The organism is Burkholderia sp. MS455, from assembly GCF_016899445.1.
Classification (GTDB): Bacteria; Pseudomonadota; Gammaproteobacteria; order Burkholderiales; family Burkholderiaceae; genus Burkholderia; species Burkholderia pyrrocinia_C.
Genome location: NZ_CP041779.1, coordinates 957,830 through 981,373, shown reverse-complemented (window position 1 = coordinate 981,373; position 23,544 = coordinate 957,830). Strand labels below are relative to the sequence as shown.

Below are 23,544 nucleotides of genomic sequence, written 5' to 3'. Positions count from 1 at the left end.
TCTCCTTCCGCGATTCCCACATGACGTCCTCCCTTTCCCGCCCGAGCGGCCGCCGCGCCGACGAACTGCGCAAGGTCGCCCTCACGCGCCACTACACGAAACATGCGGAAGGCTCCGTGCTGGTCGAATTCGGCGATACCAAGGTGCTCTGCACCGCGAGCGTCGCCGAGCGCGTGCCCGAATTCCTGCGCGACCGCGGGCAAGGCTGGCTGACCGCCGAGTACGGGATGCTGCCGCGCGCGACGCACACACGCAGCGACCGCGAAGCCGCACGCGGCAAGCAGACGGGCCGCACGCAGGAAATTCAGCGCCTGATCGGCCGCGCGCTGCGCGCGGTGTTCGATCTCGAGGCGCTCGGCCCGCGCACGATCCACATCGACTGCGACGTGATCCAGGCCGACGGCGGCACGCGCACGGCGAGCATCACCGGCGCATTCGTCGCCGCGCACGACGCCGTGTCGAAGCTGATCGCGGCCGGCAAGCTCACGCGCTCGCCGCTCACCGACCACGTCGCCGCGATCTCGGTCGGCGTGTACGAAGGCGCACCGGTGCTCGACCTCGACTACGCGGAAGATTCGCGCTGCGACACCGACATGAACGTCGTGATGACGGGCGCCGGCGGCTTCGTCGAAGTCCAGGGCACGGCCGAAGGCGTGCCGTTCTCGCGCGCCGAGATGAACGCGCTGCTCGACCTCGCGCAGGGCGGGATCGCCGAGCTCGTGCAACTGCAGAAGGACGTCCTGGGCGCCGGCCATGCCTGACGATCGCACCATCGCGCCGCTGTCGCGCATCGTTCTCGCGTCGAACAACCCCGGCAAGCTGCGCGAATTCACCGCGCTGTTCTCGACGGTCGGCATCGAGATCGTCCCGCAGGGCGACCTTGCGGTGCCCGAGGCGGCCGAGCCGTTCGGCACGTTCATCGAGAACGCGCTGACGAAGGCGCGGCACGCGTCGCGGCTCACCGGGCTGCCGGCGATCGCCGACGATTCGGGCCTGTGCGTGCGCGTGCTGCGCGGCGCGCCGGGCGTCTATTCGGCGCGCTACGCGCAGCGCGCCGGCCGCGACAACGGCGACGCGGCGAACAACGCGTATCTCGTCGAGCAATTGCGCGGCGTCGACGACCGGCGCGCATACTATTGCTGCGTGCTCGCGCTCGTGCGCCATGCGGACGATCCCGAGCCGCTGTTCGCCGAGGGGCGCTGGGCCGGCGAGATCGTCGACGCGCCGCGCGGCGAGCATGGATTCGGCTACGACCCGTATTTCTACCTGCCGTCGCTCGGCGCGACGGCAGCCGAACTCGAGCCGGCCGTGAAGAACACGCACAGTCATCGCGCACTTGCGCTGAAGGCGTTGCTTGCGCGGCTCGCGGAGGAAGCATGACCGTGCCCGATACCCATCCGCTGCGGGAGGCCGCATGAGCCAAGCCGCGGAAACCGGCGCGCGCGTCGTGGCCACGTTCACGTCGCCCGGACAGGTGCGGCTCACGTCGCTGCCGCCGCTCGCGCTGTACGTGCATTTTCCGTGGTGCGTGCGCAAGTGCCCGTACTGCGATTTCAACTCGCACGAGTGGAAAGGCGAACGGTTCCCGGAAACCGAGTATCTCGACGCGCTGCGTGCCGATCTCGAGCAGGCGCTGCCGCTCGTGTGGGGACGGCAGGTGCATACCGTGTTCATCGGAGGCGGCACGCCGAGCCTGCTGTCGGCGGCCGGTCTCGACCGGATGCTGTCCGACGTGCGCGCGCTGCTGCCGCTCGACGCCGACGCCGAGATCACGCTCGAGGCGAATCCGGGCACGTTCGAGGCCGCGAAGTTCGCGCAGTTCCGCGCGAGCGGCGTGAACCGGCTGTCGGTCGGTATCCAGAGCTTCAACGAGGCGCACCTGAAGGCGCTCGGCCGGATTCACGACACCGCGCAGGCGCGCGCGGCCGTCGAGATCGCCGCGAAGAACTTCGACAACTTCAACCTCGACCTGATGTTCGCGCTGCCGAACCAGACGCTCGACGAATGCCGCACGGACATCGAGACCGCGCTGTCGTTCGCGCCGCCGCATCTGTCGCTGTATCACCTGACGCTCGAGCCGAACACGCTGTTCGCGAAGTTCCCGCCGGTCGTCCCCGACGACGACGCATCGGCCGACATGCAGGAATGGATCCACGCGCGCACGGCCGAGGCCGGCTACGGGCGCTACGAAGTTTCCGCTTACGCGAAGCCGAATCACCAGTGCAAGCACAACCTGAACTACTGGCGCTTCGGCGACTATCTCGGGATCGGCGCGGGCGCGCACACGAAGCTGTCGTTCCCGAACCGGATCCTGCGGCAGGCACGCTACAAGCATCCGGCGACCTTCATCGAGCAGGCGATGGCCGGCGCGGCCGTGCAGGAAGAGCGTGAAGTCGGCGCGCGCGACCTGCCGTTCGAGTTCATGCTGAACACGCTGCGGCTCGTCGAAGGCTTCCCCGTGCACAGCTTCGCCGAACGCACGGGCCTGCCGATGAGCACGATCGAACCGGCGCTGAAGGAGGCGGAACGGCGCGGGCTGATCACGCGCGATTTCACGCAGATCGCGCCGACGCCGCTCGGCCAGCGTTTCCTCAACGACCTGCAGGAATTGTTCCTGCGCGACGATTGAAGCGATGCCGACTCCGGTCGACAGCGGCGGCATTTCGGTTACAATGCCGCCTCGCGTGGAAGCGTGGCCGAGCGGTTTAAGGCACTGGTCTTGAAAACCAGCGACGGGAAACTGTCCGTGAGTTCGAATCTCACCGCTTCCGCCAGGAAATTCGCCAAACCCCGTCCATTCGCTGAATGACGGGGTTTTTGTTTGTCCGCACGCCCCTGCCCCACGTTCCGGCGCATCGCGCCGGATGCCGTTACAATCCCGCGCTCCGATTCGCGAAACGGGAAACCCACGTCATGAAACCCTTCATCGTCTCGTCGCTCGTCGCCATGCTGGCTGCCGTCAGCACGCACGCTGCGGCCGACACCGCCTCCGGCAGCGGCGCACAGGCGTCGTGCGCGATCGCGTACGTGACCGGCGTCGGCGGCTCGCCGCGCGGCCTGAGCGAATACCTCGCGAGCCCGTCACCCTACAACTACCTGAAGGACAACGATCTCCAGTGCAAGGTGTCGGACGACGGTCGCACGTCGAACTGCACCGGCGTGACCTACCTCAGGAACGAACAGGTCAGCGTATACGACGATTCCGATCCGGCAACGCTGACCGTCGTGGCGCGCGTGGAGCTCGACCACGGCCAGAAGTACCCGGTGATCGTCGTCGTGCAGCGAAAGGACGCGCGCTGCAAACAGTGACGCAGCCATGCGCGCGAGCGTATCCGTCGAGGCGGAACATGCGCTCGCGGCGGCGCACAACCGAATCCGCGTAACGGCCGCTGTCTCGCCCGCCGGAAGCCTCCCGGCCCGCCCCGCGATCACCTAGAATTCGTTCAACACGGCGACACGACCGCCGCCGCGTACTCGATGCCGCACGCGCCACCCCTGCGCGCGGCACACGGAGATCGCCATGACCGAACTGTCGACACCGACGGATCACGTCGATTACGAAGGCTTCGAGATCCATGTCGTGCCGGCCGCCGCGCCCGGCAACGACACGCGCTACACGTACACCGGCTACGTGTGCCATCCAGGCGCGAATCCCGCGCTGCCCGGCCACGCAGTGCCGTTCCATGCGGACGGCGAGGAAAGCTTCGCGAGCGTCGACGAGGCGGTCCACGAAGCCGTGCACATCGGCAAGAGCATCATCGACGGCACGCACCCCGACCTGTCGGTGCTGTCGCTCGTCACGCACGGCTTCTGAAGCGGACGAACGACTTCGCATGTGATTGTGCGGACGTCGGTCGCGGTGCTGCATTCAGCGACCGCTGCGCGCAGCCGGACGATCGACGCGAGCCTGCGCGCAACTCGCGTGCCGCGCCTTTCAAGCTTTCAAACCTGCAACATGCGCGCGGCCGCAATGCGGGCCGGTCGGACGCGCTGCCACATGTCACGTCACATCGCTGCGCGCGGTGCGGCGTCCGGACGTCATCATCAGCGATTGCAACGTCTCGCATCGCGCGTTATGCGTTTCTCCCGATATCGGCTTGCGTGCGTACGCCTATCATTTTTTTATAGTCACTTCTGGCTATCTCCCATGCGCCCCGTTCTTACTCCGCGCGTCGACCGGCTGCGTGCTGCTGCGCTGGCCGTCGTCGCCATGCTTGCCGCATGCACGATCACGCCGCCGCCGTCGCTGCACCCGGTCCTGACGATTCCGTCGATCACGCGTAGCGCGAGCCGCGCCCAGTATCGTGTCGAGATCGCGCAACGCGTTGCCGAACGCAATCCGTCCGGCGTACTGCACGGCACACCGCAGGCGATGCTCCGCTCGCTCGTCGTCGTCGCATTCACCGTCGATCGCAATGGCCGCCTCGTCAACGCCTCCGTCTATCGCAGCAACGGCGACAGCGAGGCGGAAGCGCTCGCGCTCGCGTCGCTGCGCCGCTCGGCGCCGCTGCCGGCGCCGCCGTCGCGACTGCTCGACGGCAACGGCCAGATCGAAATGATGGAAGGCTGGCTCTTCAACGACGACGGCCACTTCCAGTTGCAAAGCACTGCGTCCGCGCAGGCGCAATCGCTCGACTGACCGCCCGCCGCGCCGCGATTGCCGGTGTGCGGCGGCGCTGGCTATAATTTTCCGCAATCGCGCGGCCATCACGCCGCGCGCGCGTTCGCGCGCCCCACCCGGCATGCGAGCCGACCACGCCGGCACCGGGCGGCGGCGACATACCCGTCTCCATCGTCGACCGGCGGGTGACGTTCGCGCCACGGCGCGCGTCCACGCCGCCACCGCATCATCCGCTCGGCTGCCCATCGGCAGACGTCCGCCTGCCCGAGCGCACGCACAGCCGACCGCCCCAACGACAAAACGGAGACATCCATGTCCGCATCCCCCCCGGCCGTTGCACACGCAACCGGCTCGGCCGGCGCCGTCAGCCACCGGCGCATCGTGTTCGCGAGCTTCATCGGCACCGCGATCGAGTTCTACGATTTCTACGTGTACGCGACGGCCGCCGCGCTCGTCATCGGCCCCGTATTCTTCCCGCACGGCTCCGCGACCGCGCAGGCGCTGTCCGCATTCGTCACGTTCGGCATCGCGTTCATTGCGCGCCCGATCGGCTCGTTTCTGTTCGGGCATTTCGGCGACCGCATCGGCCGCAAATCGACGCTCGTCGCGTCGCTGCTCGTGATGGGCGTGTCCACCACCGCGATCGGCTTCGTGCCCGGCTACGACGCGATCGGCACGCTCGCGCCGGTGCTGCTGTGCGTGCTGCGCTTCGGCCAGGGGATCGGCCTCGGCGGCGAATGGGGCGGCGCGGCGCTGCTTGCGACCGAGCACGCGCCGCAGGGCAAGCGCGGCTGGTTCGGGATGTTCCCGCAGCTCGGGCCCTCGGTCGGCTTCCTGATGTCGAACGGGCTGTTCTTCGCGCTCGCGCTGTCGCTGTCCGACGAGCAGTTCCGCGGCTGGGGGTGGCGCATCCCGTTCCTGGTCAGCGCGGTGCTCGTCGCGCTCGGCCTGTATGTGCGGCTCAAGATCACCGAAACGCCCGCGTTCCAGGCAGCGCTCGACCGCAACGAGCGCGTGCGCGTGCCGGTCGCGACGCTCGTCACGCAACACTGGCAGCCGACGCTGCTCGGCGCGCTCGCGATGGTCGTCTGCTACACGCTGTTCTATATCTCGACAGTGTTCTCGCTGTCGTACGGCGTGTCGGCGCTGCATATTCCGCGCCAAAGCTTCCTCGGCCTGCTGTGTTTCGCGGTCGTGTTCATGGGGCTCGCGACGCCGCTTTCCGCGTGGGCATCGGACCGTTTCGGCCGCAAGCCGGTGCTCGTCGCCGGTGCAATCGCCGCGCTGCTGTCGGGTTTCGCGATGGAACCGCTGCTCGGCAGCGGCTCGATGCCGCTCGTCGCGCTGTTCCTGACGATCGAACTGTTCCTGATGGGCGTGACGTTCGCGCCGATGGGCGCGTTGCTGCCGGAACTGTTCCCGACCAACGTCCGCTACACGGGCGCAGGCGTCGCGTACAACCTCGGCGGGATTCTCGGCGCGTCGATCGCGCCGTATATCGCGCAACTGCTGGCTGCGCGCGGCGGGCTGTCGTGGGTCGGCGGCTACGTATCGGTCGCGGCGGCGATCAGCCTGGTCGGCGTGCTGCTGATGCGCGAAACGCGCGACGCGTCGCTCGTGTGAGACTCCGGGGCGGCCCGGGTTGTGCGGCGGCCGGCGCTACCTATACTCGATCCTGGGCGCGCCGCAGCGCGCCCCCGGGATCCCGCCCCGAAGGAGCCGCGCCATGAACATCCGCCTCGGCAATGCCGATCTCGTCCTGATCCTCGCGCTCGCGCTGGGTGGCGCGCTGCTGCTCGCGCTGCGCTTCCGGCCGAAGACATGGCGCGGCCTCGTGTTCGAGGCGCTGCTGGCGAATCTGGCGGCCATCGCCGCCGTCATCACGGTCGAGGCGCTGCTGGCCTGAACCGGCCCGCCCCGCTGCGTCAGGCGGTCAGCCGCGCGCGCAGCGCGCCATACGCGGGGTCGACCGTATCGATCGCGTCGAGCGCCTGCTCGACGGACGGGATCGTGCCCGGCTCGCCGATCGACAGTGCATTCGGTGCGCCGCCGATGCCGCAATGGTGACGCGACGTCGCGACGAAAATCATCACGGCCGGCCGCTGCAGCGCGTGCGCCATATGCACGAACCCCGTATCGACCCCCACCACGAGCGCGGCCCGGCCGAGCGCCGCGCCGAGTTCGCGCACGGTCATCGCGGGCAGCACGATCGCGCCCGGCGCGCGCGCGGCGATGTCCTGCGCATCGTCATGCTCGGCAGCCGATCCCCACGGCACCAGCACGCGCACGCCACGCGCCATCATCTGCGTGGCGAGCGCGGCCCAGTGGTCGGCCGGCCATTTCTTGTCGGGATTGGACGTCGCATGGAACAGCAGCATGAACGGCGCGCCGTCGGTCACGGCGGCCGGCAGGCTCGCGTCCTGCGGCGCGACGATGCCGTACGTGGCGACGCCTTCGGGCACGTAGCCGAGCGCCTCGCCGGCGCTCACGCGCATCCCGTGCCATGCGTCGCAGTCCGGCCGCGGGCCGAAGCGATGCGAATACGCGAAGCGTGCGCCCGTTTCGCCGAGATCCTGAGTCTGGTAGCCGACGCGGCGCGCGGCGCGCGCCAGCGCCGAAATGATCGCGCTCTTGTAGACGCCGTGCAGGTCGATGACGGCATCGTAACGGTGCGCACGCAACGCACCGATCGACGCCGAGATCGCCTTCAGGTCGCCGGCATTCCGGAGTTTCTTGAAGCGTCGCAGCGGCGCGCACAGGACGGCGCTCACGCCCGGATGCCAGCGCACGACCTCGGCGCACGATTCGTCGACGGCCCAGTCGACCGTCACGCCGGGAAAGGCGCGATGCAGGTCCGCGACGACGGGCAGGGTCTGGACGACGTCGCCGAGCGACGTCACTTTTACGATGAGGATGCGTTTCACGATATGTGGGGATTGACGACCATTTCGGCATGCTAGCGACGGTTGCCGCGCGCGAACATTACTTCAACATTACATTTGTAACAAAATGCATCAAGCTTGCGAAACGCTGTCGCCCGCGGCGTGGCTCCGGTTCCTTCTTATAATGCGGTCTTTGCCTTCCGGCCCGCGCCGATGCCACGCCCCGCCCTTCCCGCGCTGTTTCCTGCTCTCACCCGCCGCTCGCTGCGAATCTGGCGCCAGTATGGCGTTTTCTGGCTCGGCGCGATCGTCGTCGGCCTCGCGGCCGTGCTCTACGCGCGGCTGATCGACTGGGGCTACGAGACGTTCCGCACGATGCGCGATCATGCCACGTGGCTGCCGCTGCTGCTGACGCCGGCGATCGCCGCCCTGTCGGTATGGATCACGCGCCGGTTCTTCCGCGGCGCCGAGGGCAGCGGCATCCCGCAGGTGATCGCAACGCTGCATGCGCGCCCGAGTGCATTCGGCGCCCGGCTGCTGACGCTGCGCATCCTGTTCGGCAAGGTGCTGGTCTCGTTCCTGGGCATCCTGGGCGGCTTCACGATCGGCCGCGAGGGGCCGACCGTGCAGGTCGGCGCGGCGCTGATGTTCAACCTGCGGCGCTTCTACCCGCGCTCGAACGCGCAGATCGAACGCCAGCTGGTGCTGGCCGGCGCGGCAGCCGGGCTGTCGGCCGCATTCAATACGCCGCTCGCCGGAATCGTGTTCGCGATCGAGGAGCTGACCCGCAGCTTCTCCGCGCGCGCGAGCGGCGTGCTGATCACCGCGATCATCCTCGCCGGCGTCGTCGCGCTCGGCCTGAACGGCAACTACACGTATTTCGGCACGATCGATGCCGGCCTCCATTTTCCGAAGCTGCTGGCGCTCGCGGTGCTGGTCACCGCGATCGTGACGGGCATCGCGGGCGGCCTGTTCTGCTGGCTGCTGCTCAACACGGGGCGCTGGCTGCCCGCGCAACTGCTCGGCCTGTATCGCGAGCGACCGATCGCGTTTGCCGCGCTGTGCGGCTTCGCGATCGCCGTCGTCGGCCTCGTGTCGGGCGGCACGACGTTCGGCAGTGGCTACGCCGAGGCGCGCGGCCTGCTCGACGGCCGCGAGCAGTTGTCGGTGTTCTACCCGTTCCTGAAAATGGTGTCGATGGTCGCGTCGTACCTGCCGGGCATCCCGGGCGGGATCTTCGCGCCGTCGCTGTCGATCGGCGCCGGGTTCGGCAACCTGCTGCACGTCGTGTTCGGCAACATGAGCCTGCCGATGTTGATCGCGCTCGCGATGGTCGGCTATCTTGCGGCCGTCACGCAGTCGCCGATCACGTCGTTCGTGATCGTGATGGAGATGATCAACGGCCACGCGCTCGTGATTTCGCTGATGGCCACCGCGCTGGTGTCGAGCCGCGTGTCGCGCTTTTTCGCGCCGCCGCTCTACGAAACGCTCGCCCAGCGCTATCTCGCGCCGCCCGTTGCGGCCGCGGAACCGGCCGCGGCCGCCGCGGCGGGTGCCGCGACGACGACCGGCGTCACCGAGCCGCAGGATGCGACCGCCGCGCCCGCCGATCCGCTCGACACGCTGCGCGACGAAGGCAGCGACGCGCCGGCCGCCGCTGCGCCGGGCGAACACGCGGCACACGCGGCGGCGGCGCACGACGCTGGGCCGGCTGCGCCCGGCACGCACGACCCGGCGCAGCCCGGCCCGCGCGACGCTCAGTAAATCACGACGGGTGCCGGCCGGTAGTAGACGGGCCGCGCCGGCACGACGATGCACCCGGCCAGCGTGATCGCGACGAGCGCGATGGCGATTGCGGTTCTTTTCATCACGCGCCTCCGTCACGCCCAGTGGCCGCGGGTCCAGAACCAGTTCGGACCCCGCTGATCCCAGTGGCCCGGCACCCAGTGCATGCCGACGCGCTCGGCTTCCCAGTGACCTCCGATCCACTCGTAGCGCCCATGATCCCAGTGCCAGTGACCGCGCTCCCACACATAGCCCACCCGCGCCGTCGGCAGGACCTCGTAACGCACGGGCGGCGGCGCATTCGGCGCGACGACGACGATTTCCTCGGTGCGCACGGCGACCGGCTCGGCGACGACCACGCGGCCCTGCGGCACGATCACGGGTGCGCCGACGAGAATCTCGTCCGCATGCGCGGCAAACGGCGCGGCGACGGCTGACAGGCCCGCGGCAAACAGCGCGAGCGAAACGATACGACGGTGAACGGTAGAGACAGCCATCACAACCTCCTGGTTGAACAAGTAACGCAAAGCGTATTCGTTCAATGCGGGAGGACCGATAACGGCCGACAGACGCGTTGTTACGGCGTGCCCGAAAGTGCAACAGGGCGTAAGACGCGCACGGCGGCGGGTGCCGCCGTGCGGAGGGACAGGCAAGCGTCAGGCTTGCGGAATCTCGATCTTCACTTCAAGGACTTCGAGATCGTCCTGGCGCTCGAGGCTCACGCGGATGTCATCGTCCGAAATATGGACGTACTTCGAGATGACCGCGACGAGCTCCTTCTGCAGCGCCGGCAGGTAGTCGGCCGGCGGCCGGCCGCCGACCCGTTCGTGCGCGATGATGAGCTGCAGGCGCTCCTTCGCGACCGATGCGGACTTCTTCTTCTCGCCGAGGAGAAACGAAAGGATGGACATGGGCGGCCTCCGTTACTTGCTGCCGAAGAGGCGCTGCAGCAGGCCCGGCTTCTGGTAATCGGTGAAGCGCAGCGGCTTGTCCTCGCCGAGGAAGCGCGCGACGACGTCCTTGTACGCTTCGGCGACGTCGGTGCCGTCGATGTGCACGGCCGGCAGCCCCTGGTTCGACGCGTGCAGCACGGCTTCCGACTCGGGCACCACGCCGATCAGCTTGATGCGCAGGATCTCGCTGATGTCCTCGAGCGACAGCATCTCGCCTTCGCTCACGCGCTTCGGGCTGTAGCGCGTGATCAGCAGGTGCTCCTTGATCGGATCCTTGCCTTCGGTCGCGCGCTTCGTCTTCGACGACAGGATGCCGAGAATGCGGTCCGAGTCGCGCACCGACGACACTTCCGGGTTCGTGACGATCAGCGCTTCGTCCGCGAAGTACATCGCGTGCAGCGCGCCGGCCTCGATGCCGGCCGGCGAATCGCAGACGATGTATTCGAAGTCCATCGCGACCAGGTCGTTCAGCACCTTCTCGACACCGTCGCGCGTCAGCGCATCCTTGTCGCGCGTCTGCGACGCCGGCAGGATGAACAGGTTCTCGCACTTCTTGTCCTTGATCAGCGCCTGGTTCAGGTTCGCTTCGCCCTGGATCACGTTCACGAGGTCGTACACCACGCGGCGCTCGCAGCCCATGATGAGATCGAGGTTGCGCAGGCCGACGTCGAAGTCGATCACGGCCGTCTTGTGGCCGCGCAGCGCGATACCGGACGCAAAGCTCGCGCTCGTCGTCGTCTTGCCCACGCCGCCCTTGCCCGAGGTCACCACGATGATTTTTGCCATTTACCCAATACCCTGTGTTCGTCAATGAGAGCCGATCGATCCGGCGCGCACCGCGTGAATTACGTCAGGCGCAGCGGTTCGATCATCAGTTTTTCCTCTTCGAGCCGGATCTGCACCGCTTTGCCCAGTACTTCGGCAGGCAACGGGTTCTCGGTTGTTCGATAGATACCCGCGATCGAAATCAGTTCCGGTTCGAGACACGTGCAGAAAATGCGCGCGTCGTGATTGCCGTGCACGCCCGCGAGTGCGCGGCCGCGCAACGGCGCGTAGATGTGGATATTGCCTTCCGCGATGATCTCCGCGCCGTGACTGACCGGCGCGAGCACCACGAGGTCTCCTTTCGCGTAAATCTGCTGCCCCGAACGCAACGGCCGGTCGATCACGAGCGTCTGGCCGCCCGTCTGGTTCGACGCCGGCGCCGGCTCGGACGCCTGCTCGGGCGCCGCCGCGGCGGCTGCGGCGACGACCGCCTCGGCGACCGGCGACGCTTCCGAGCCCTCGGCCGGCTTCGCGGCCGGCGCGCGGCGATCGCGCGCCTCGAGCAACGGCAGGCCGCCTTCCGCCGCCCAGCCCTGCGTTGCCGATGCGACCACGCCCACCGGACGCATCCGCACGTCGTTCAGCATCTGGCGGATATCGGCGAGCGCGACGCGCTCGCCCTCCGCCAGGCGGCGGACGTCGATCGCGACGACATCGTCGGCAAAAAACTCGGGAGTCGCTTCGAAGCGCTTGACCAGTTCGGCACGCAACGCGTCGAGATCGGTCGTCTTCACGGTGAACAGCAACGTATCGACCGATCCGCTGCGCAGCTCGAAGAATGGCGATTTTTTAAGCGACATGGACACTCTGCAAAAATTTTTTGCGTATTTTACAGGCGTCCACGCGCGCGGCCATTATTTTTGGGACACCGGGTTGCGATGGCCCGGGCGGGCGCGCAACCGGCAGATGGGCAGGCAGGCGGGCGACCAGACCTTCATCGCGCCGCGCGGGCGTCACGTCAGTGCTTCACTTGCGACACGAACAGCGATTTCATCGCGCCGGGCATCCGCGCGATCGGCGCGTGTTCGCCGGTGTTGCCGAAACCTGCGCGCTCGTAGAAACGGATCGCGTTGCGGTTCGCATCGGCGATCCATGCATAGACCTCCCGGGCGCCGCGCTCGGCGAGCCACGCGGTGGCCGTTTCCAGCAGCAGCACGCCGCCGCGCAGGTGACGTACCGCGTGCGCGACCCACAGCTCGCTGACGAACGCACGCCGGTCGGGCGTGTTGTCGAAATACGCGCCGATCATGCCGGCCGGATGGCCTTCGGTGTACAGCAGGAAAGTCGTCGACTCGTCGGACACGGCACGCTGCGCGGCAATCGCCGACGCTGCGTCCGTTTCGACGTTCAGCAATTCGGCCTCCGGCGCTTCGCCGGGCGCGTAGGGCTCACGCAGCGACGCGGCGCGGAGTTCGCGATACACGCCGCCCTGGTCGGCAACGATACGACGAACGGTCAAGGTCGAACTCATGCAGGCACAGCCCCCTTCGGACAGCAAGCTAGTAGCTTCAACCGAAAGCGGGGCATGAGTCAAATCGTTATTTTCAAACGGCGGCGCGAATCGAAAGGCGACAGGCGTCGCCGCTGGCGGCGTGTACCAACCGGTGTGCAGATGCAGCATCGGCGTATCGACGCGTGTCGATGGACGGCAGCCGCGGCCTCTTCGTTCGACGCCTCGCTTCGTTCGCCTTGCGATACGCGGCAGACGCGTTTCGGGCGCTTTGCATCTCGTCCCGGAGGCTGTAATGATCCGTAACATATGTAGCCGAAACAGGTGCCCCGCCGATATCAGCCCCATTTTGCTTATTGCACCGCAACATTCGTTGCGAGCCCGCGGGGCGATACCCGCGCGCGCCACACTGCGCCAATCATCTGACAAACAAGCGGATCACGCGGGCTGATCCGGCCTCCCCGGCATGTTTCAATCGGCGCGTGCCGGCCCTTCCAGACATGCGTCGCACGCGCCCCTTCGTTTGGAGCCTCGCGCCTAGCGCCGGGGTTTGGAAAGCGTGTGCGCGGGTCGTATAACAGGCAGAACCGGACGACGATCCGGCGCCACCGCGCGTGTCGCGGGCCAACGAGGATTCGAACAACCGTGCATGCGGCCGCCCACCGGGCCGGCCGACTGGAGGGAGACATTGGCAATGACCGACGGATCGGCTTCGGGCTGGTCGGATGGCAAGCGATATCTGTGGCTGCTCGGCGCGCTGACGATCACGCTGCCGATCCTCTCCGCCCAGCTCGCGCTTTCGACGGGCCTTCACGTGTTCTGGTGGTTCGGCCCGCTGTTCGCGTTCGGCGTGATCCCGATCCTCGACACGCTGATCGGCGACGATCGCGACAATCCGCCCGAAGCCGTCGTGCCGCATCTCGAACGGGAGCGTTATTACCGGTTCATCGTCTATCTCGCGACGCTCGTCGAGTACGTCGCATTCTTCATGTGCGTATGGATCGTCGGCACGCACACGCTCGCGTGGTACGACTACGTCGGCTTCGCGCTGTCGCTCGGCGCCGCGACGGGCATCTCGATCAATACCGCGCACGAACTCGGGCACAAGACGAACCGCTTCGAACGCTGGCTCGCGAAGATCACGCTCGCGCCGGTCGCGTACGGCCACTTCCATGTCGAGCACAACCGCGGCCACCACGTGCGCGTCGCGACGGCCGAAGATCCGGCGAGCGCGCGCTACGGCGAGTCGTTCTGGGCGTTCCTGCCGCGCACCGTGACCGGCAGCATCCGCTCGGCGTGGCGGCTCGAAAAGGCTCGCCTCGAGCGGCTCGGGCATTCGCCGTGGACCTGGCGCAACGAGGTGCTGCACGCGTGGGCGATGACCGTCGTCGTGTGGGGCATTGCGATCGCGATGGCCGGCAAAGTGGTGATCCCGTTCCTCGTGATCCAGGCCGTCTACGGCGCGTCGCTGCTCGAAGTCGTGAACTACGTCGAGCACTACGGGCTCGGCCGCCGCAGGCTGCCGAGCGGCCGCTACGAGCGCTGCACGCCGCAGCATTCGTGGAACAGCAATCACGTCGTCACCAACCTGTTCCTGTACCAGTTGCAGCGGCACGCCGACCATCACGCGAATCCGACGCGTTCGTACCAGGCGCTGCGCCACTTCGACGATTCGCCGCAACTGCCGGCCGGCTACGCGACGATGATCCTGTTTTCGCTTACGTGCCGCCGCTCTGGTATCGGGTGATGAATCCGCGCGTCGTCGCGCACTACGGCGGCGACATGGCGCAATCGAACATCAAGCCGTCGATTCGCGCCCGGGTGCTCGCGCAGTATCGGGCCGCGGCGTGATCGCGGATGGCGGGCAGATCGATGCACGCTCGCCACGGCGCGCACCGTTGAAAGCCGCCACGCCGGCATCCAGTTACGTTGGAGCCGGGTACGACGGCCGCGCCGTCACGCCATTTCCGGCAGCCTGAACACGGCCACCGCGTGCCGCAGCGCGCTCGCCTGCTCGGCCAGCGCCTGCGTCGCAGCCGTGGCCTGCTCGACGAGCGCCGCGTTGCGCTGTGTCGCTTCGTCCATCTGCGTGACCGCGACGTTCACCTGCTGGATGCCGCCGCTCTGCTCCTGCGACGCGGACGAGATCTCGCCGACGATCGTCGTGACGCGCTGCACCGCGCCGACGATCTCGTTTATCGATTCGCCCGCGCGGCCGATCAGCACGGCACCCTCGTCGACCCGCTGCGTCGATTGCTCGATGAGCCCCTTGATCTCCTTCGCGGCCGACGCGCTGCGCTGCGCGAGCGTGCGCACCTCGGCCGCGACGACCGCGAAGCCGCGCCCCAGCTCGCCCGCACGGGCCGCCTCGACGGCCGCGTTCAGCGCGAGGATGTTGGTCTGGAACGCGATGCCGTCGATCACCGCGATGATTTCGCCGACCTTTGCCGCGCTGTCGGCGATGCCGTTCATCGTGTGGATGGCATCCGTCATCACGCCGCCGCCCGCGGACGCGATATTCGACGCGTCGCGCGCAAGCTGCGCCGCGTGCTGCGCATGCTCGGCCGACTGGCGCACGATGCCCGTCAGTTCGGTCATGCTGGCCGCCGTCTCCTCGATCGACGCGGCCTGCGACTCGGTGCGCGACGACAGATCGTGATTGCCCGACGCGATCTGCGCGCTCGCCGTTGCGACGGCTTCGGCATGTGTCCGCACTTCGAGCACGACGCCCGACAGGCTCGTCTGCATCGTCTGAAGTGCACGCAGCAGATCGGCGATCTCGTCGCGGCCGGTTGCATCGACGTCGCGCGTCAGGTCGCCGCCGGCGACGGCCTGCGCACACGCCACCGCACGGTCGAGCGGACGCAGGATCGCGCGGCTGAACAGGTACGCGCCGACCATCGCGACACCGAGCACGACCAGCATCAGCGCGAGGCTCGCGGTAGTCGCGCGCTGCGCGTCCCGGCTCGCCTGCGCCGACACGGCGGCGCTCTCGTCGGCGATCGACTTCGCGGCCCGCTCCAGCAGCGCAGCCGGTTCGCGGTCGACGCCCGTGACGGCGGCATCGCCGGCCGATGGCTCGAAGCCGGCCGCCTTGAACGCGTCGAAGCCGCGCCGGTAGCCGTCGCCCATCGCCATGTGCGCACGCATGAACTGCTCGACGAGCGAGCGGCTGTCGCCGGGCGGCAACTGACGGACGAGCTGCGCAGCGAGCGAATCGACCGTCCGCTCGCGCGTCTGGAACGCCTGCCAGTACCGGTCGAGCTTGTCGGGCTGCTTGCCGCGCAGCAGCGTGTCCTTCCATTCCTGCACCTGCAGCTTGAACTGCACGAGCGTGGCCGATACGAGCCGTTCGTCGCCGACGTTCGTCTGCACGTCTTCGGCGAACGTATTGATCGATCGGTTGAGGATGTGGATGCCGTACAGCGCACCACCGAACATCAGCAACAGCGCAACGGCGAATGCGAGGGGAATCTTGTAGCTCAGCTTCATGGGACCTTCAATCGACGGGGGACGATGCGGCTCGGCACGGGCGCCGGCCGCCGCACCGTGTTAACGGCGCGGGACGCGAAGGCTTAAAACTGAGGAAAACGGCAAGGACCGGCAGCGCAGCGCTGACCGATCAGGTCGGATGTGTCGCATGCTGCCCGTCTGTCGCGGCAGTTCGAAACGAGGACAACGGTAAGCAGCGCGCATGCGAACAACGCGATGAATTCGGCGAGATCGTCATGCCGCCGCGTGCTCGCAAGGACGAACGGTACGGCGACCAGTTGCACGATGCTGCTGCGATAGGCGAACTCGAGCACAAGGTGCAGCTCGGCGTGCGTGCTCACCAGCGATACAGGTCGGGCCAGTGAAAGCCGGGCAATGCGTCGAACCGGACGAAATCGCCCACGATCGACGGCTGTGCTGGCGCGACGCATAGTGTCGTCGAGTGCCACGACAGCCCGGCTGAAGGCGGCAAGCGCGGCGATGCACAGGCCGATTCGCGCAATCGCCACGATCGTGCGCGCAGTTCGTCGCCATCGCATCGGCACGTCCGATGTGCCGATGGCCAAAACCGTTGCCACTGCACCGGCAATCGACACATCGCGCCACAGACCCAAAACGAAAAACCCCTTGATCCTTTCGGATCAAGGGGTTTCGTATTCTGGCGGAGAGGGTGGGATTCGAACCCACGGTACGGGGAAACCGTACGCCTGATTTCGAGTCAGGTACATTCGACCACTCTGCCACCTCTCCGTTTTACTGCACTTCCCGGTTGGTCATGTCCGGGAAAGAAAAGATTATAAAACGATCTTTTCTGAGCTGACAAGCCCTTTCCGCAATTTTTTTGCGAGGGCTTCGGCAGCCGATTTCACGACGCCTGTGCCGGCGCGTCGATCCGCTCCATGCCGCCCATGTACGGACGCAGCACTTCCGGCACCGTGACCGAGCCGTCGGCGTTCTGGTAGTTCTCCAACACCGCGACGAGCGTACGGCCGACCGCGAGACCCGAACCGTTCAGCGTATGCACGAGCTCGGGCTTGCCCTGCGCGTTGCGGAAACGCGCCTGCATCCGGCGCGCCTGGAACGCCTCGGTGTTCGAGCAGCTCGAGATCTCGCGATAGGTGTTCTGCGCGGGCAGCCACACCTCGAGGTCGAACGTCTTCGCGGCCGAGAAGCCCATGTCGCCCGTGCACAGCGTGATCACGCGGTACGGCAGACCAAGCTTCTGCAGGATCGCCTCCGCATGGCCGACCATCTCGTCGAGCGCCGCGTACGACGTTTCCGGCGCGACGACCTGCACCATCTCGACCTTGTCGAACTGATGCTGGCGGATCATCCCGCGCGTGTCGCGGCCGTACGAACCGGCTTCCGAGCGGAAGCACGGGGAATGCGCGGTCAGCTTGATCGGCAGCGCGGACGCGTCGACGATCGACTCGCGCACGGTGTTCGTCAACGAGATCTCGGACGTGGAGATCAGGTATTGCGTGACCGTATTCTCCGCGCCGCCCTTCTCGACCCTGAACATGTCGTCCGCGAACTTCGGCAACTGGCCCGTGCCGTAGAGGATCTCCGGGTTCACGATGTACGGTGTGTACGTCTCGGTATAGCCGTGCTGCTGCGTGTGCGTATCGATCATGAACTGCGCGAGTGCGCGGTGCAGGCGTGCGATCGGGCCGCGCAGCATCGTGAAGCGCGCGCCGGCGAGCTTCGCACCCGTCTCGAAATCGAGGCCGAGCGGCGTGCCGACATCGACGTGATCCTTCACCTCGAAGTCGAACTGGCGCGGCGTGCCCCAGCGGCGCGCCTCGACGTTGTCGGCTTCGTCGTTGCCGACCGGCACGCTTTCGTGCGCGACGTTCGGCATGCCCAGCATCAGGTCGGACAAGCGCGCCTGGATGTCGCCGAGCTTGGCTTCTCCCGCCTTCATCTCGTCGCCGATCCCGCCGACCTCGGCCATCACGGCCGACGTGTCCTCGCCCTTCCCCTTCATCGCGCCGATCTGCTTCGACAGGCTGTTGCGGCGCGCCTGGAGCTCTTCGGTGCGGGTCTGGATCGCGCGGCGTTCCGCTTCGAGTGCGGAGAACGCGGCGATGTCGAGGGTGTAGCCGCGATCGGCGAGGCGCTTGGCGACGCCGTCGAGGTCTTTGCGCAGCAACTGGATGTCGAGCATGGGAGGACTTGGAAAATCGTTGTGTGAGACGGGAATTCTAACGCACCGCGCGGCCGCCACGGCACCGGCCTGATGGACGATGCCCGAAAACGGCCGGTCGTGGCAGTATCGCCATACCGGCTTGCCTAAGCGGCCGGGGCGTCACATTGTGCCAAACCATTGCGGACGGCGAAACGCCTGCACCGGCCGCACGCAACGCGTCGTACGACGCACCCGCATCCGCATCACCGCCATTCAAGGAACCCGATGGCCATCGAACTGGACAAGGAAGTACGCGACCGCGCAATCGCATCGCTGCAACGTTATTTCACAGAAAACATGGACGAGCCGATCGGCAACATCCAGGCCGGCGCGCTGCTGCACTTCTTCGTCGAGGAGATTGCGCCCGCGATCTACAACCTCGCGATCGCCGACGCGCAGGAACGCCTGCAAGCACGGGTCGCCGAGCTCGACATCGACTGCCACGAAGAGCCGTTCGAGTACTGGAAGAAACAGCAGCCGGGCCGCAAGCGCTGACGCATCCGGAACCGCGCCGGCCGATCCGCGCGCTGCCCGTCAGTCCTTCTTGCCGGCCTCGCGGTCGAGTTCGCGCAGCCACGCGAGCTTGTCGGCGATCTTCGATTCGAGCCCGCGCGGCACCGGCTTGTACCAGTGCGGCTCGCGCACCCCGTCCGGCAGGTACGTTTCGCCGGCCGCATACGCGTTCGGTTCGTCGTGCGCGTAACGGTACGCGTGGCCGTAGCCGAGCTCCTTCATCAGCTTGGTCGGCGCGTTGCGCAGATGCACGGGCACCTCGCGCGACTTGTCCTGCTTCACGAACGCCATCGCCTGGTTGAACGCGTTGTAGCCGGCGTTGCTCTTCGCCGCGCACGCGAGATAGATCACCGCCTGCCCGAGCGCGAGTTCGCCTTCCGGCGAGCCGAGCCGCTCGTAGGTCTCGGCCGCGTCGTTCGCCATCTGCAGCGCGCGCGGATCGGCGAGGCCGATGTCTTCCCACGCCATCCGCACGATGCGCCGCGCGAGATACTTCGGATCCGCGCCGCCGTCGATCATCCGGCAGAACCAGTACAGCGCGCCGTCGGGGCTCGAACCGCGCACCGACTTGTGCAGCGCCGAGATCTGGTCGTAGAAGTTGTCGCCGCCCTTGTCGAAGCGCCGCGCGTTCAGCGTCATCGCGCTGCTGACGAATTCGGCGTCGATCGTCGCGATGCCGGCCGACGATGCCGCCGTCTGCGCCTGTTCGAGCAGGTTCAGGAAGCGCCGTGCGTCGCCGTCCGCATAACCGACCAGCGTATCGATCGCCTTGTCGTCGAACGCTAGGCCGTCGAGCGCGATTTCCTGCGCGCGCTTCAGCAACTGGCGCATCTCGTCGTCGTCCAGCGACTTCAGCACGTACACCTGCGCGCGCGACAACAAGGCCGAGTTGACCTCGAAGCTCGGGTTCTCGGTCGTCGCTCCAATGAAGGTCACGAGCCCCGACTCGACGAACGGCAGCAACGCATCCTGCTGCCCCTTGTTGAAGCGGTGGATCTCGTCGACGAACAGGATGGTGTGGCGGCCGGTGCGGTTCAGCGTGTCCTTCGCCTGCTCCATCGACTCGCGGATGTCCTTCACGCCGCCGAGCACCGCGGACAACGCAATGAACTCGCAGTCGAACGCGAGCGCGGTGAGCCGCGCGAGCGTCGTCTTGCCGACGCCGGGCGGCCCCCACAGGATCATCGAATGCGGCTTGCCCGATTCGAACGCGAGCCGCAGCGGCTTGCCTTCGCCCAGCAAATGCGTCTGGCCGATCACCTCGGCGAGTGTCTTCGGCCGCAGCGCCTCGGCGAGCGGCCGGCGCGGCTCGACTTGAAACAGGTCGGACATGAACCCTCGCTCCACATCAAACGATGGCGGCCGAACCGGCCGCCGGACCCGACATTATGACAGCCGCGCGACGGCGCCGCCGCGCCTGGTGCCCGGTGGCTCGCGCCTGGTGCCCGCGCCCGGAAACGACACGGGCCTGCCGTCGCCGGCAGGCCCGTGTCGTTTCCGGAAAAGCGGCGCGCGGCGCCGGTCAGCCGTTGATCACGTCGGCGCCCTTCGGCACGACGAACTTGAACGTATCGCCCTTCAGCGGCGGATTCGTCTGGATGTTCGTAAACGTCAGCAGCGTGACGTTGCCGAACACGTCATGCAGTTCCATCGCGGCGAGCGTGCCGTTCCGGAAGCCGATGCCGATTCGCTGGAACTGCGTGTCCTGCGCCTTCGGCAGCATCTCGAGCCATTCGATGCCGCCCTTCTCGCCGGCATCGCGCAGCGTGTAGCTCTTGTCGAGATCGTTGCTGCCGAACAGGATCGCGGCGGGGCTCGCGCCCAGCGCGCCGTTCAGCTTGCGCTCGGTGACCTGGTTCAGGTCGCGGTCGTACACATAGAGCTTGTCGCCGTCGGCCTGCAGCACCTGCTGGTACGGCTTCTGGTACGTCCAGATGAACTTGCCCGGCCGCGCGAACACGAACGTGCCGCTCGAATTGTCGGTGGGCTTCGGCGCGGCCTGCGCGGCGCTCGCGCCCTTGGCCGGCGCCTTGACGATCTGTTGCGTGAAGTCGCCCTTCGCCGAACGCACCTGCGACACGAAGGCCTTCAGTTGCTCGGTGCCGCCCGCGAACGCGTGCGTCGCCGCGAGCATCAGCGATGCGCCGGCGAACGCCGCACCGAGCCAGCGCCGCGTCGAACGAAGAGACATTGCGAACGAATGTTGCTGCATATTGCGGTTTTCTCCGTGGGTGGCCGGCGCTGCGGGCGCCGCGGACTCATTCCGCGTCGCGCGCCGGCACAAGAATTTCGCGGTTGCCGCTCGACGACATCGCCGATACGAGCCCCGACTGCTCCATCTGCTCGAGCAGCCGTGCCGCGCGGTTATAGCCGATCCGCAGGTGACGCTGCACGAGCGAGATCGACGCGCGGCGGTTCTTGATGACGATCTCGACCGCCTGGTCGTACAGCGGATCAGACTCGCCGCCGCCTTCGCCGGTTCCCGCGCCGGCCGAGCCCTCGTCGCCGTCGGCGGTGCCGCCTTCGAGCAGGCCCTCGACGTAGTTCGGCTCGCCCTGCTCCTTGAGCTTCTCGACGACGCGATGCACTTCGTCGTCGCCGACGAACGCGCCGTGCACGCGCACGGGCAGCCCGCTGCCCGGCGGCAGGTACAGCATGTCGCCCATCCCGAGCAGCGATTCGGCGCCCATCTGATCGAGGATCGTGCGCGAGTCGATCTTCGACGACACCTGGAACGCGATTCGCGTCGGCACGTTCGCCTTGATCAGGCCCGTGATCACGTCGACCGACGGACGCTGCGTCGCGAGGATCAGATGAATGCCGGCCGCGCGCGCCTTCTGCGCGATCCGCGCGATCAGCTCCTCGACCTTCTTGCCGACGACCATCATCAGGTCGGCCAGCTCGTCGATCACGACGACGATGTTCGGCAGGCGGCCGAGCGGCTCGGGATCTTCCGGCGTCAGGCTGAACGGGTTCGGCAGCTTCTCCTCGCGCTTCGCCGCGTCGTCGATCTTGTTGTTGTAGCCCGCGAGGTTGCGCACGCCGAGCTTGCTCATCAGCTTGTAGCGCCGCTCCATCTCCGCGACCGTCCAGTTCAGCGCGTGGCCGGCCTGGCGCATGTCGGTGACGACCGGGCACAGCAGGTGCGGAATGCCTTCGTAGACGCTCATTTCGAGCATCTTCGGATCGATCAGGATCAGGCGCACCTGCTCGGCGGTCGCCTTGTACAGCAGCGACAGGATCATCGCGTTGATCCCGACCGACTTGCCCGAACCGGTCGTGCCGGCAACGAGCAGGTGCGGCATCTTCGCGAGGTCCGCGCACACGGGCTTGCCGCCGATGTCCTTGCCGAGGCTCAGCGTCAGCGCCGACGATGCGGCCGCATACACCTCGGAGCCGATGATCTCGGACAGGTGCACGGTCTGGCGGCGCTGGTTCGGCAGTTCGAGCGCCATGTAGTTCTTGCCGGGGATCGTCTCGACGACGCGGATCGACACGAGCGACAGCGAGCGCGCGAGATCCTTCGCGAGGTTGACGATCTGGCTGCCCTTCACGCCGGTGGCCGGCTCGATCTCGTAGCGCGTGACGACCGGGCCCGGATACGCGGCAACCACGCTCGCCTCGACGCCGAAATCCTTCAGCTTCTTCTCGATCAGGCGCGACGTGAATTCGAGCGTATCGGCCGAAATCGCTTCCTGCGTCTTCGGCGCGGGATCGAGCAGCGACACCGGTGGCAGCGTCGAATCGCCCGGCAGGTCGGTGAACAGCGGCACCTGGCGCTCGCGCTCGACGCGCTCGGACTTCGCCGGCGTGACGACCGGCGGCACGATCGTCACGGGCTCATGATCCTCGATGCGCACGCGCTCCTCTTCGACCTTGCCTTCGCGGCGCACGGCCGCGGCCTCGCCGAGCTTGCGGTCGCGCTCGGCCTCGCGGCGCAGCTTCGCGACGTTGACGGCGGACAGGATCGCGCCGCCGACGCGCTCGGCGACCGACAGCCACGAGAAGCGGAAATACAGCGACAGGCCGATCGCGAGCGCGATCAGCAGCAGCAGCGTGCCGCCCGTGAAGCCGAACGCATGCGACATCGCACCGGCGACGGCCTCGCCGACGACGCCGCCCGGCGCACGCGGCAACTGCACCTTCAGCGACCACATGCGCAGCGCCTCGATGCCGTCGCACGCCAGCACGACGAGCACGAACGCGAAGATCTCGGTGAGCCAGCCGATCGGCCGCTCGGGTTCGTCGGGAATCGCCTCGTGGCGCGTGATGCGGCGGTAGTTGACGGCGATGCGCCGCCCGAGCGGCACGATCAGCCAGTAGGCCGACAGACCGAACAGCAGCAGGATGATGTCGGCCGTCCACGCGCCGACGCGGCCGGCCCAGTTCGAGATGTGGTCCACCTGCGCGGCGTGCGTCCAGCTCGGATCGCGCCGGCTGTAGCTCAGCAGGGCCATCACCAGAAATGCGCAGAGCGCGACCTGGAGAATCCAGCGGATCTCCGTGAGGAGCTTCGACATCCGGTGCGGCAACGCCTGTGCCTGGGCGGAATAAGGAGCTTTTGCCATGAATCCGTATAAAGAGGACGGGCCGTGCGCCCGCCTGTCGTTCGATCGCGCTTATTGTAAACGCTGCACCGGGCCGCCAAGTGTAAATGACGGTTACATAACGGGGCCGGGGTACGGCCGGCTTGGCGGAAGTGCTCCGCAGCGGCCCTTTTGCCCCGGTCCGGCTCCCCGCCGGGCACCGCTGCCGCGCCGCTTCGAGCCTGCGTCCCGCCCTGCAACCCCCGTGCGACAACGCGCCGCCGCGCGTCCCGCCCGCCCCGCGTGCGC

The 23,544-nt window shown here is 67.4% G+C and carries 21 protein-coding genes, 2 tRNA genes and 2 pseudogenes; 12 read left to right on the top strand and 13 right to left on the bottom strand.

Features of this window, described 5'->3' with window-relative positions:
* Positions 1 to 20 precede the first annotated feature (20 nt).
* From rph to FPJ27_RS23675, 9 genes are all read left to right on the top strand, one after another.
* A complete protein-coding gene (gene rph / locus FPJ27_RS23715; RefSeq protein ID WP_072436097.1) occupies positions 21 to 761 on the top strand; it encodes a ribonuclease PH in 741 nt (246 codons plus the stop codon).
* Entirely contained in the window at positions 754 to 1,380 is a 627-nt protein-coding gene (gene rdgB / locus FPJ27_RS23710) for an RdgB/HAM1 family non-canonical purine NTP pyrophosphatase (protein ID WP_175963677.1), read from the top strand. Before rph ends, rdgB begins: the two co-directional genes overlap by 8 nt.
* Positions 1,381 to 1,414: 34 nt before the next feature.
* On the top strand, positions 1,415 to 2,629 hold the full coding sequence (gene hemW, locus FPJ27_RS23705) for a radical SAM family heme chaperone HemW (protein WP_034182981.1): 1,215 nt from the start codon (positions 1,415 to 1,417) through the stop codon (positions 2,627 to 2,629).
* 57 nt (positions 2,630 to 2,686) lie between these two features.
* Positions 2,687 to 2,774: transfer RNA gene (locus FPJ27_RS23700), tRNA-Ser, on the top strand.
* 139 nt (positions 2,775 to 2,913) lie between these two features.
* Positions 2,914 to 3,309, top strand: coding sequence for a hypothetical protein (locus FPJ27_RS23695; protein WP_034182980.1), 396 nt, complete (start codon positions 2,914 to 2,916; stop codon positions 3,307 to 3,309).
* Positions 3,310 to 3,520: 211 nt separating this feature from the next.
* Positions 3,521 to 3,814, top strand: coding sequence for a hypothetical protein (locus FPJ27_RS23690; RefSeq protein ID WP_204425967.1), 294 nt, complete (start codon positions 3,521 to 3,523; stop codon positions 3,812 to 3,814).
* Between the two features lie 333 nt (positions 3,815 to 4,147).
* Positions 4,148 to 4,639, top strand: coding sequence for an energy transducer TonB (locus FPJ27_RS23685; RefSeq protein ID WP_204425966.1), 492 nt, complete (start codon positions 4,148 to 4,150; stop codon positions 4,637 to 4,639).
* Between the two features lie 294 nt (positions 4,640 to 4,933).
* Positions 4,934 to 6,244, top strand: coding sequence for an MFS transporter (locus FPJ27_RS23680; RefSeq protein ID WP_204425965.1), 1,311 nt, complete (start codon positions 4,934 to 4,936; stop codon positions 6,242 to 6,244).
* A 103-nt stretch (positions 6,245 to 6,347) separates the two neighbouring features.
* Positions 6,348 to 6,527, top strand: a complete 180-nt coding sequence (locus FPJ27_RS23675) for a hypothetical protein (RefSeq protein WP_034182977.1) — start codon at positions 6,348 to 6,350, stop codon at positions 6,525 to 6,527.
* A gap of 19 nt (positions 6,528 to 6,546) precedes the next feature.
* On the opposite strand, the gene waaC is transcribed toward FPJ27_RS23675, so the two are convergent.
* Positions 6,547 to 7,545 (bottom strand): lipopolysaccharide heptosyltransferase I, encoded by a 999-nt coding sequence (waaC, locus tag FPJ27_RS23670; RefSeq protein ID WP_072436103.1) that lies wholly within the window; start codon positions 7,543 to 7,545, stop codon positions 6,547 to 6,549.
* Between the two features lie 171 nt (positions 7,546 to 7,716).
* Between waaC and FPJ27_RS23665 the strand changes: the two genes are divergently transcribed.
* The gene (locus FPJ27_RS23665) at positions 7,717 to 9,267 is read left to right on the top strand and encodes a chloride channel protein (protein ID WP_204425964.1); all 1,551 of its coding nucleotides are present in this window, start codon (positions 7,717 to 7,719) and stop codon (positions 9,265 to 9,267) included.
* 116 nt (positions 9,268 to 9,383) lie between these two features.
* On the opposite strand, the gene FPJ27_RS23660 is transcribed toward FPJ27_RS23665, so the two are convergent.
* The 5 genes from FPJ27_RS23660 to FPJ27_RS23640 form a co-directional block, all read right to left on the bottom strand.
* Positions 9,384 to 9,785: a YXWGXW repeat-containing protein gene (locus FPJ27_RS23660; RefSeq protein ID WP_204425963.1), complete on the bottom strand. Its 402-nt coding sequence runs from the start codon at positions 9,783 to 9,785 to the stop codon at positions 9,384 to 9,386.
* A gap of 159 nt (positions 9,786 to 9,944) precedes the next feature.
* A complete protein-coding gene (gene minE, locus FPJ27_RS23655; protein WP_006476634.1) occupies positions 9,945 to 10,199 on the bottom strand; it encodes a cell division topological specificity factor MinE in 255 nt (84 codons plus the stop codon).
* A gap of 12 nt (positions 10,200 to 10,211) precedes the next feature.
* Complete coding sequence (gene minD, locus FPJ27_RS23650; RefSeq protein ID WP_034182973.1) at positions 10,212 to 11,027, bottom strand: septum site-determining protein MinD; 816 nt, start codon at positions 11,025 to 11,027, stop codon at positions 10,212 to 10,214.
* A gap of 59 nt (positions 11,028 to 11,086) precedes the next feature.
* On the bottom strand, positions 11,087 to 11,866 hold the full coding sequence (gene minC, locus FPJ27_RS23645) for a septum site-determining protein MinC (RefSeq protein ID WP_204425962.1): 780 nt from the start codon (positions 11,864 to 11,866) through the stop codon (positions 11,087 to 11,089).
* A gap of 158 nt (positions 11,867 to 12,024) precedes the next feature.
* Positions 12,025 to 12,687, bottom strand: a complete 663-nt coding sequence (locus tag FPJ27_RS23640) for a GNAT family N-acetyltransferase (RefSeq protein WP_239483370.1) — start codon at positions 12,685 to 12,687, stop codon at positions 12,025 to 12,027.
* Positions 12,688 to 13,204: 517 nt separating this feature from the next.
* On the opposite strand from FPJ27_RS23640, the pseudogene FPJ27_RS23635 reads away from it, so the two are divergent.
* Positions 13,205 to 14,367: pseudogene (locus FPJ27_RS23635) on the top strand (alkane 1-monooxygenase).
* 105 nt (positions 14,368 to 14,472) lie between these two features.
* Here the strand turns inward: FPJ27_RS23635 and FPJ27_RS23630 are convergent.
* The 4 genes from FPJ27_RS23630 to serS form a co-directional block, all read right to left on the bottom strand.
* Positions 14,473 to 16,008 (bottom strand): methyl-accepting chemotaxis protein, encoded by a 1,536-nt coding sequence (locus FPJ27_RS23630; protein WP_204425961.1) that lies wholly within the window; start codon positions 16,006 to 16,008, stop codon positions 14,473 to 14,475.
* Positions 16,009 to 16,091: 83 nt separating this feature from the next.
* A complete protein-coding gene (locus FPJ27_RS23625) occupies positions 16,092 to 16,622 on the bottom strand; it encodes a phosphatase PAP2 family protein (protein WP_239483369.1) in 531 nt (176 codons plus the stop codon).
* A gap of 45 nt (positions 16,623 to 16,667) precedes the next feature.
* Positions 16,668 to 16,758 (bottom strand) — tRNA-Ser (locus tag FPJ27_RS23620).
* A gap of 115 nt (positions 16,759 to 16,873) precedes the next feature.
* Positions 16,874 to 18,175: a serine--tRNA ligase gene (gene serS / locus FPJ27_RS23615; protein WP_034182968.1), complete on the bottom strand. Its 1,302-nt coding sequence runs from the start codon at positions 18,173 to 18,175 to the stop codon at positions 16,874 to 16,876.
* A 246-nt stretch (positions 18,176 to 18,421) separates the two neighbouring features.
* On the opposite strand from serS, the gene FPJ27_RS23610 reads away from it, so the two are divergent.
* Positions 18,422 to 18,691 (top strand): DUF2164 domain-containing protein, encoded by a 270-nt coding sequence (locus tag FPJ27_RS23610; protein ID WP_072436110.1) that lies wholly within the window; start codon positions 18,422 to 18,424, stop codon positions 18,689 to 18,691.
* Between the two features lie 39 nt (positions 18,692 to 18,730).
* Here the strand turns inward: FPJ27_RS23610 and FPJ27_RS23605 are convergent, their stop codons facing one another.
* The 3 genes and pseudogenes from FPJ27_RS23605 to FPJ27_RS23595 form a co-directional block, all read right to left on the bottom strand.
* Complete coding sequence (locus tag FPJ27_RS23605; RefSeq protein ID WP_204425960.1) at positions 18,731 to 20,041, bottom strand: replication-associated recombination protein A; 1,311 nt, start codon at positions 20,039 to 20,041, stop codon at positions 18,731 to 18,733.
* A 190-nt stretch (positions 20,042 to 20,231) separates the two neighbouring features.
* Positions 20,232 to 20,879 (bottom strand): annotated as a pseudogene (lolA, locus tag FPJ27_RS23600) (outer membrane lipoprotein chaperone LolA); the annotation flags it as partial.
* A gap of 88 nt (positions 20,880 to 20,967) precedes the next feature.
* Positions 20,968 to 23,277: a DNA translocase FtsK gene (locus FPJ27_RS23595; RefSeq protein WP_034182964.1), complete on the bottom strand. Its 2,310-nt coding sequence runs from the start codon at positions 23,275 to 23,277 to the stop codon at positions 20,968 to 20,970.
* Positions 23,278 to 23,544 lie beyond the last annotated feature (267 nt).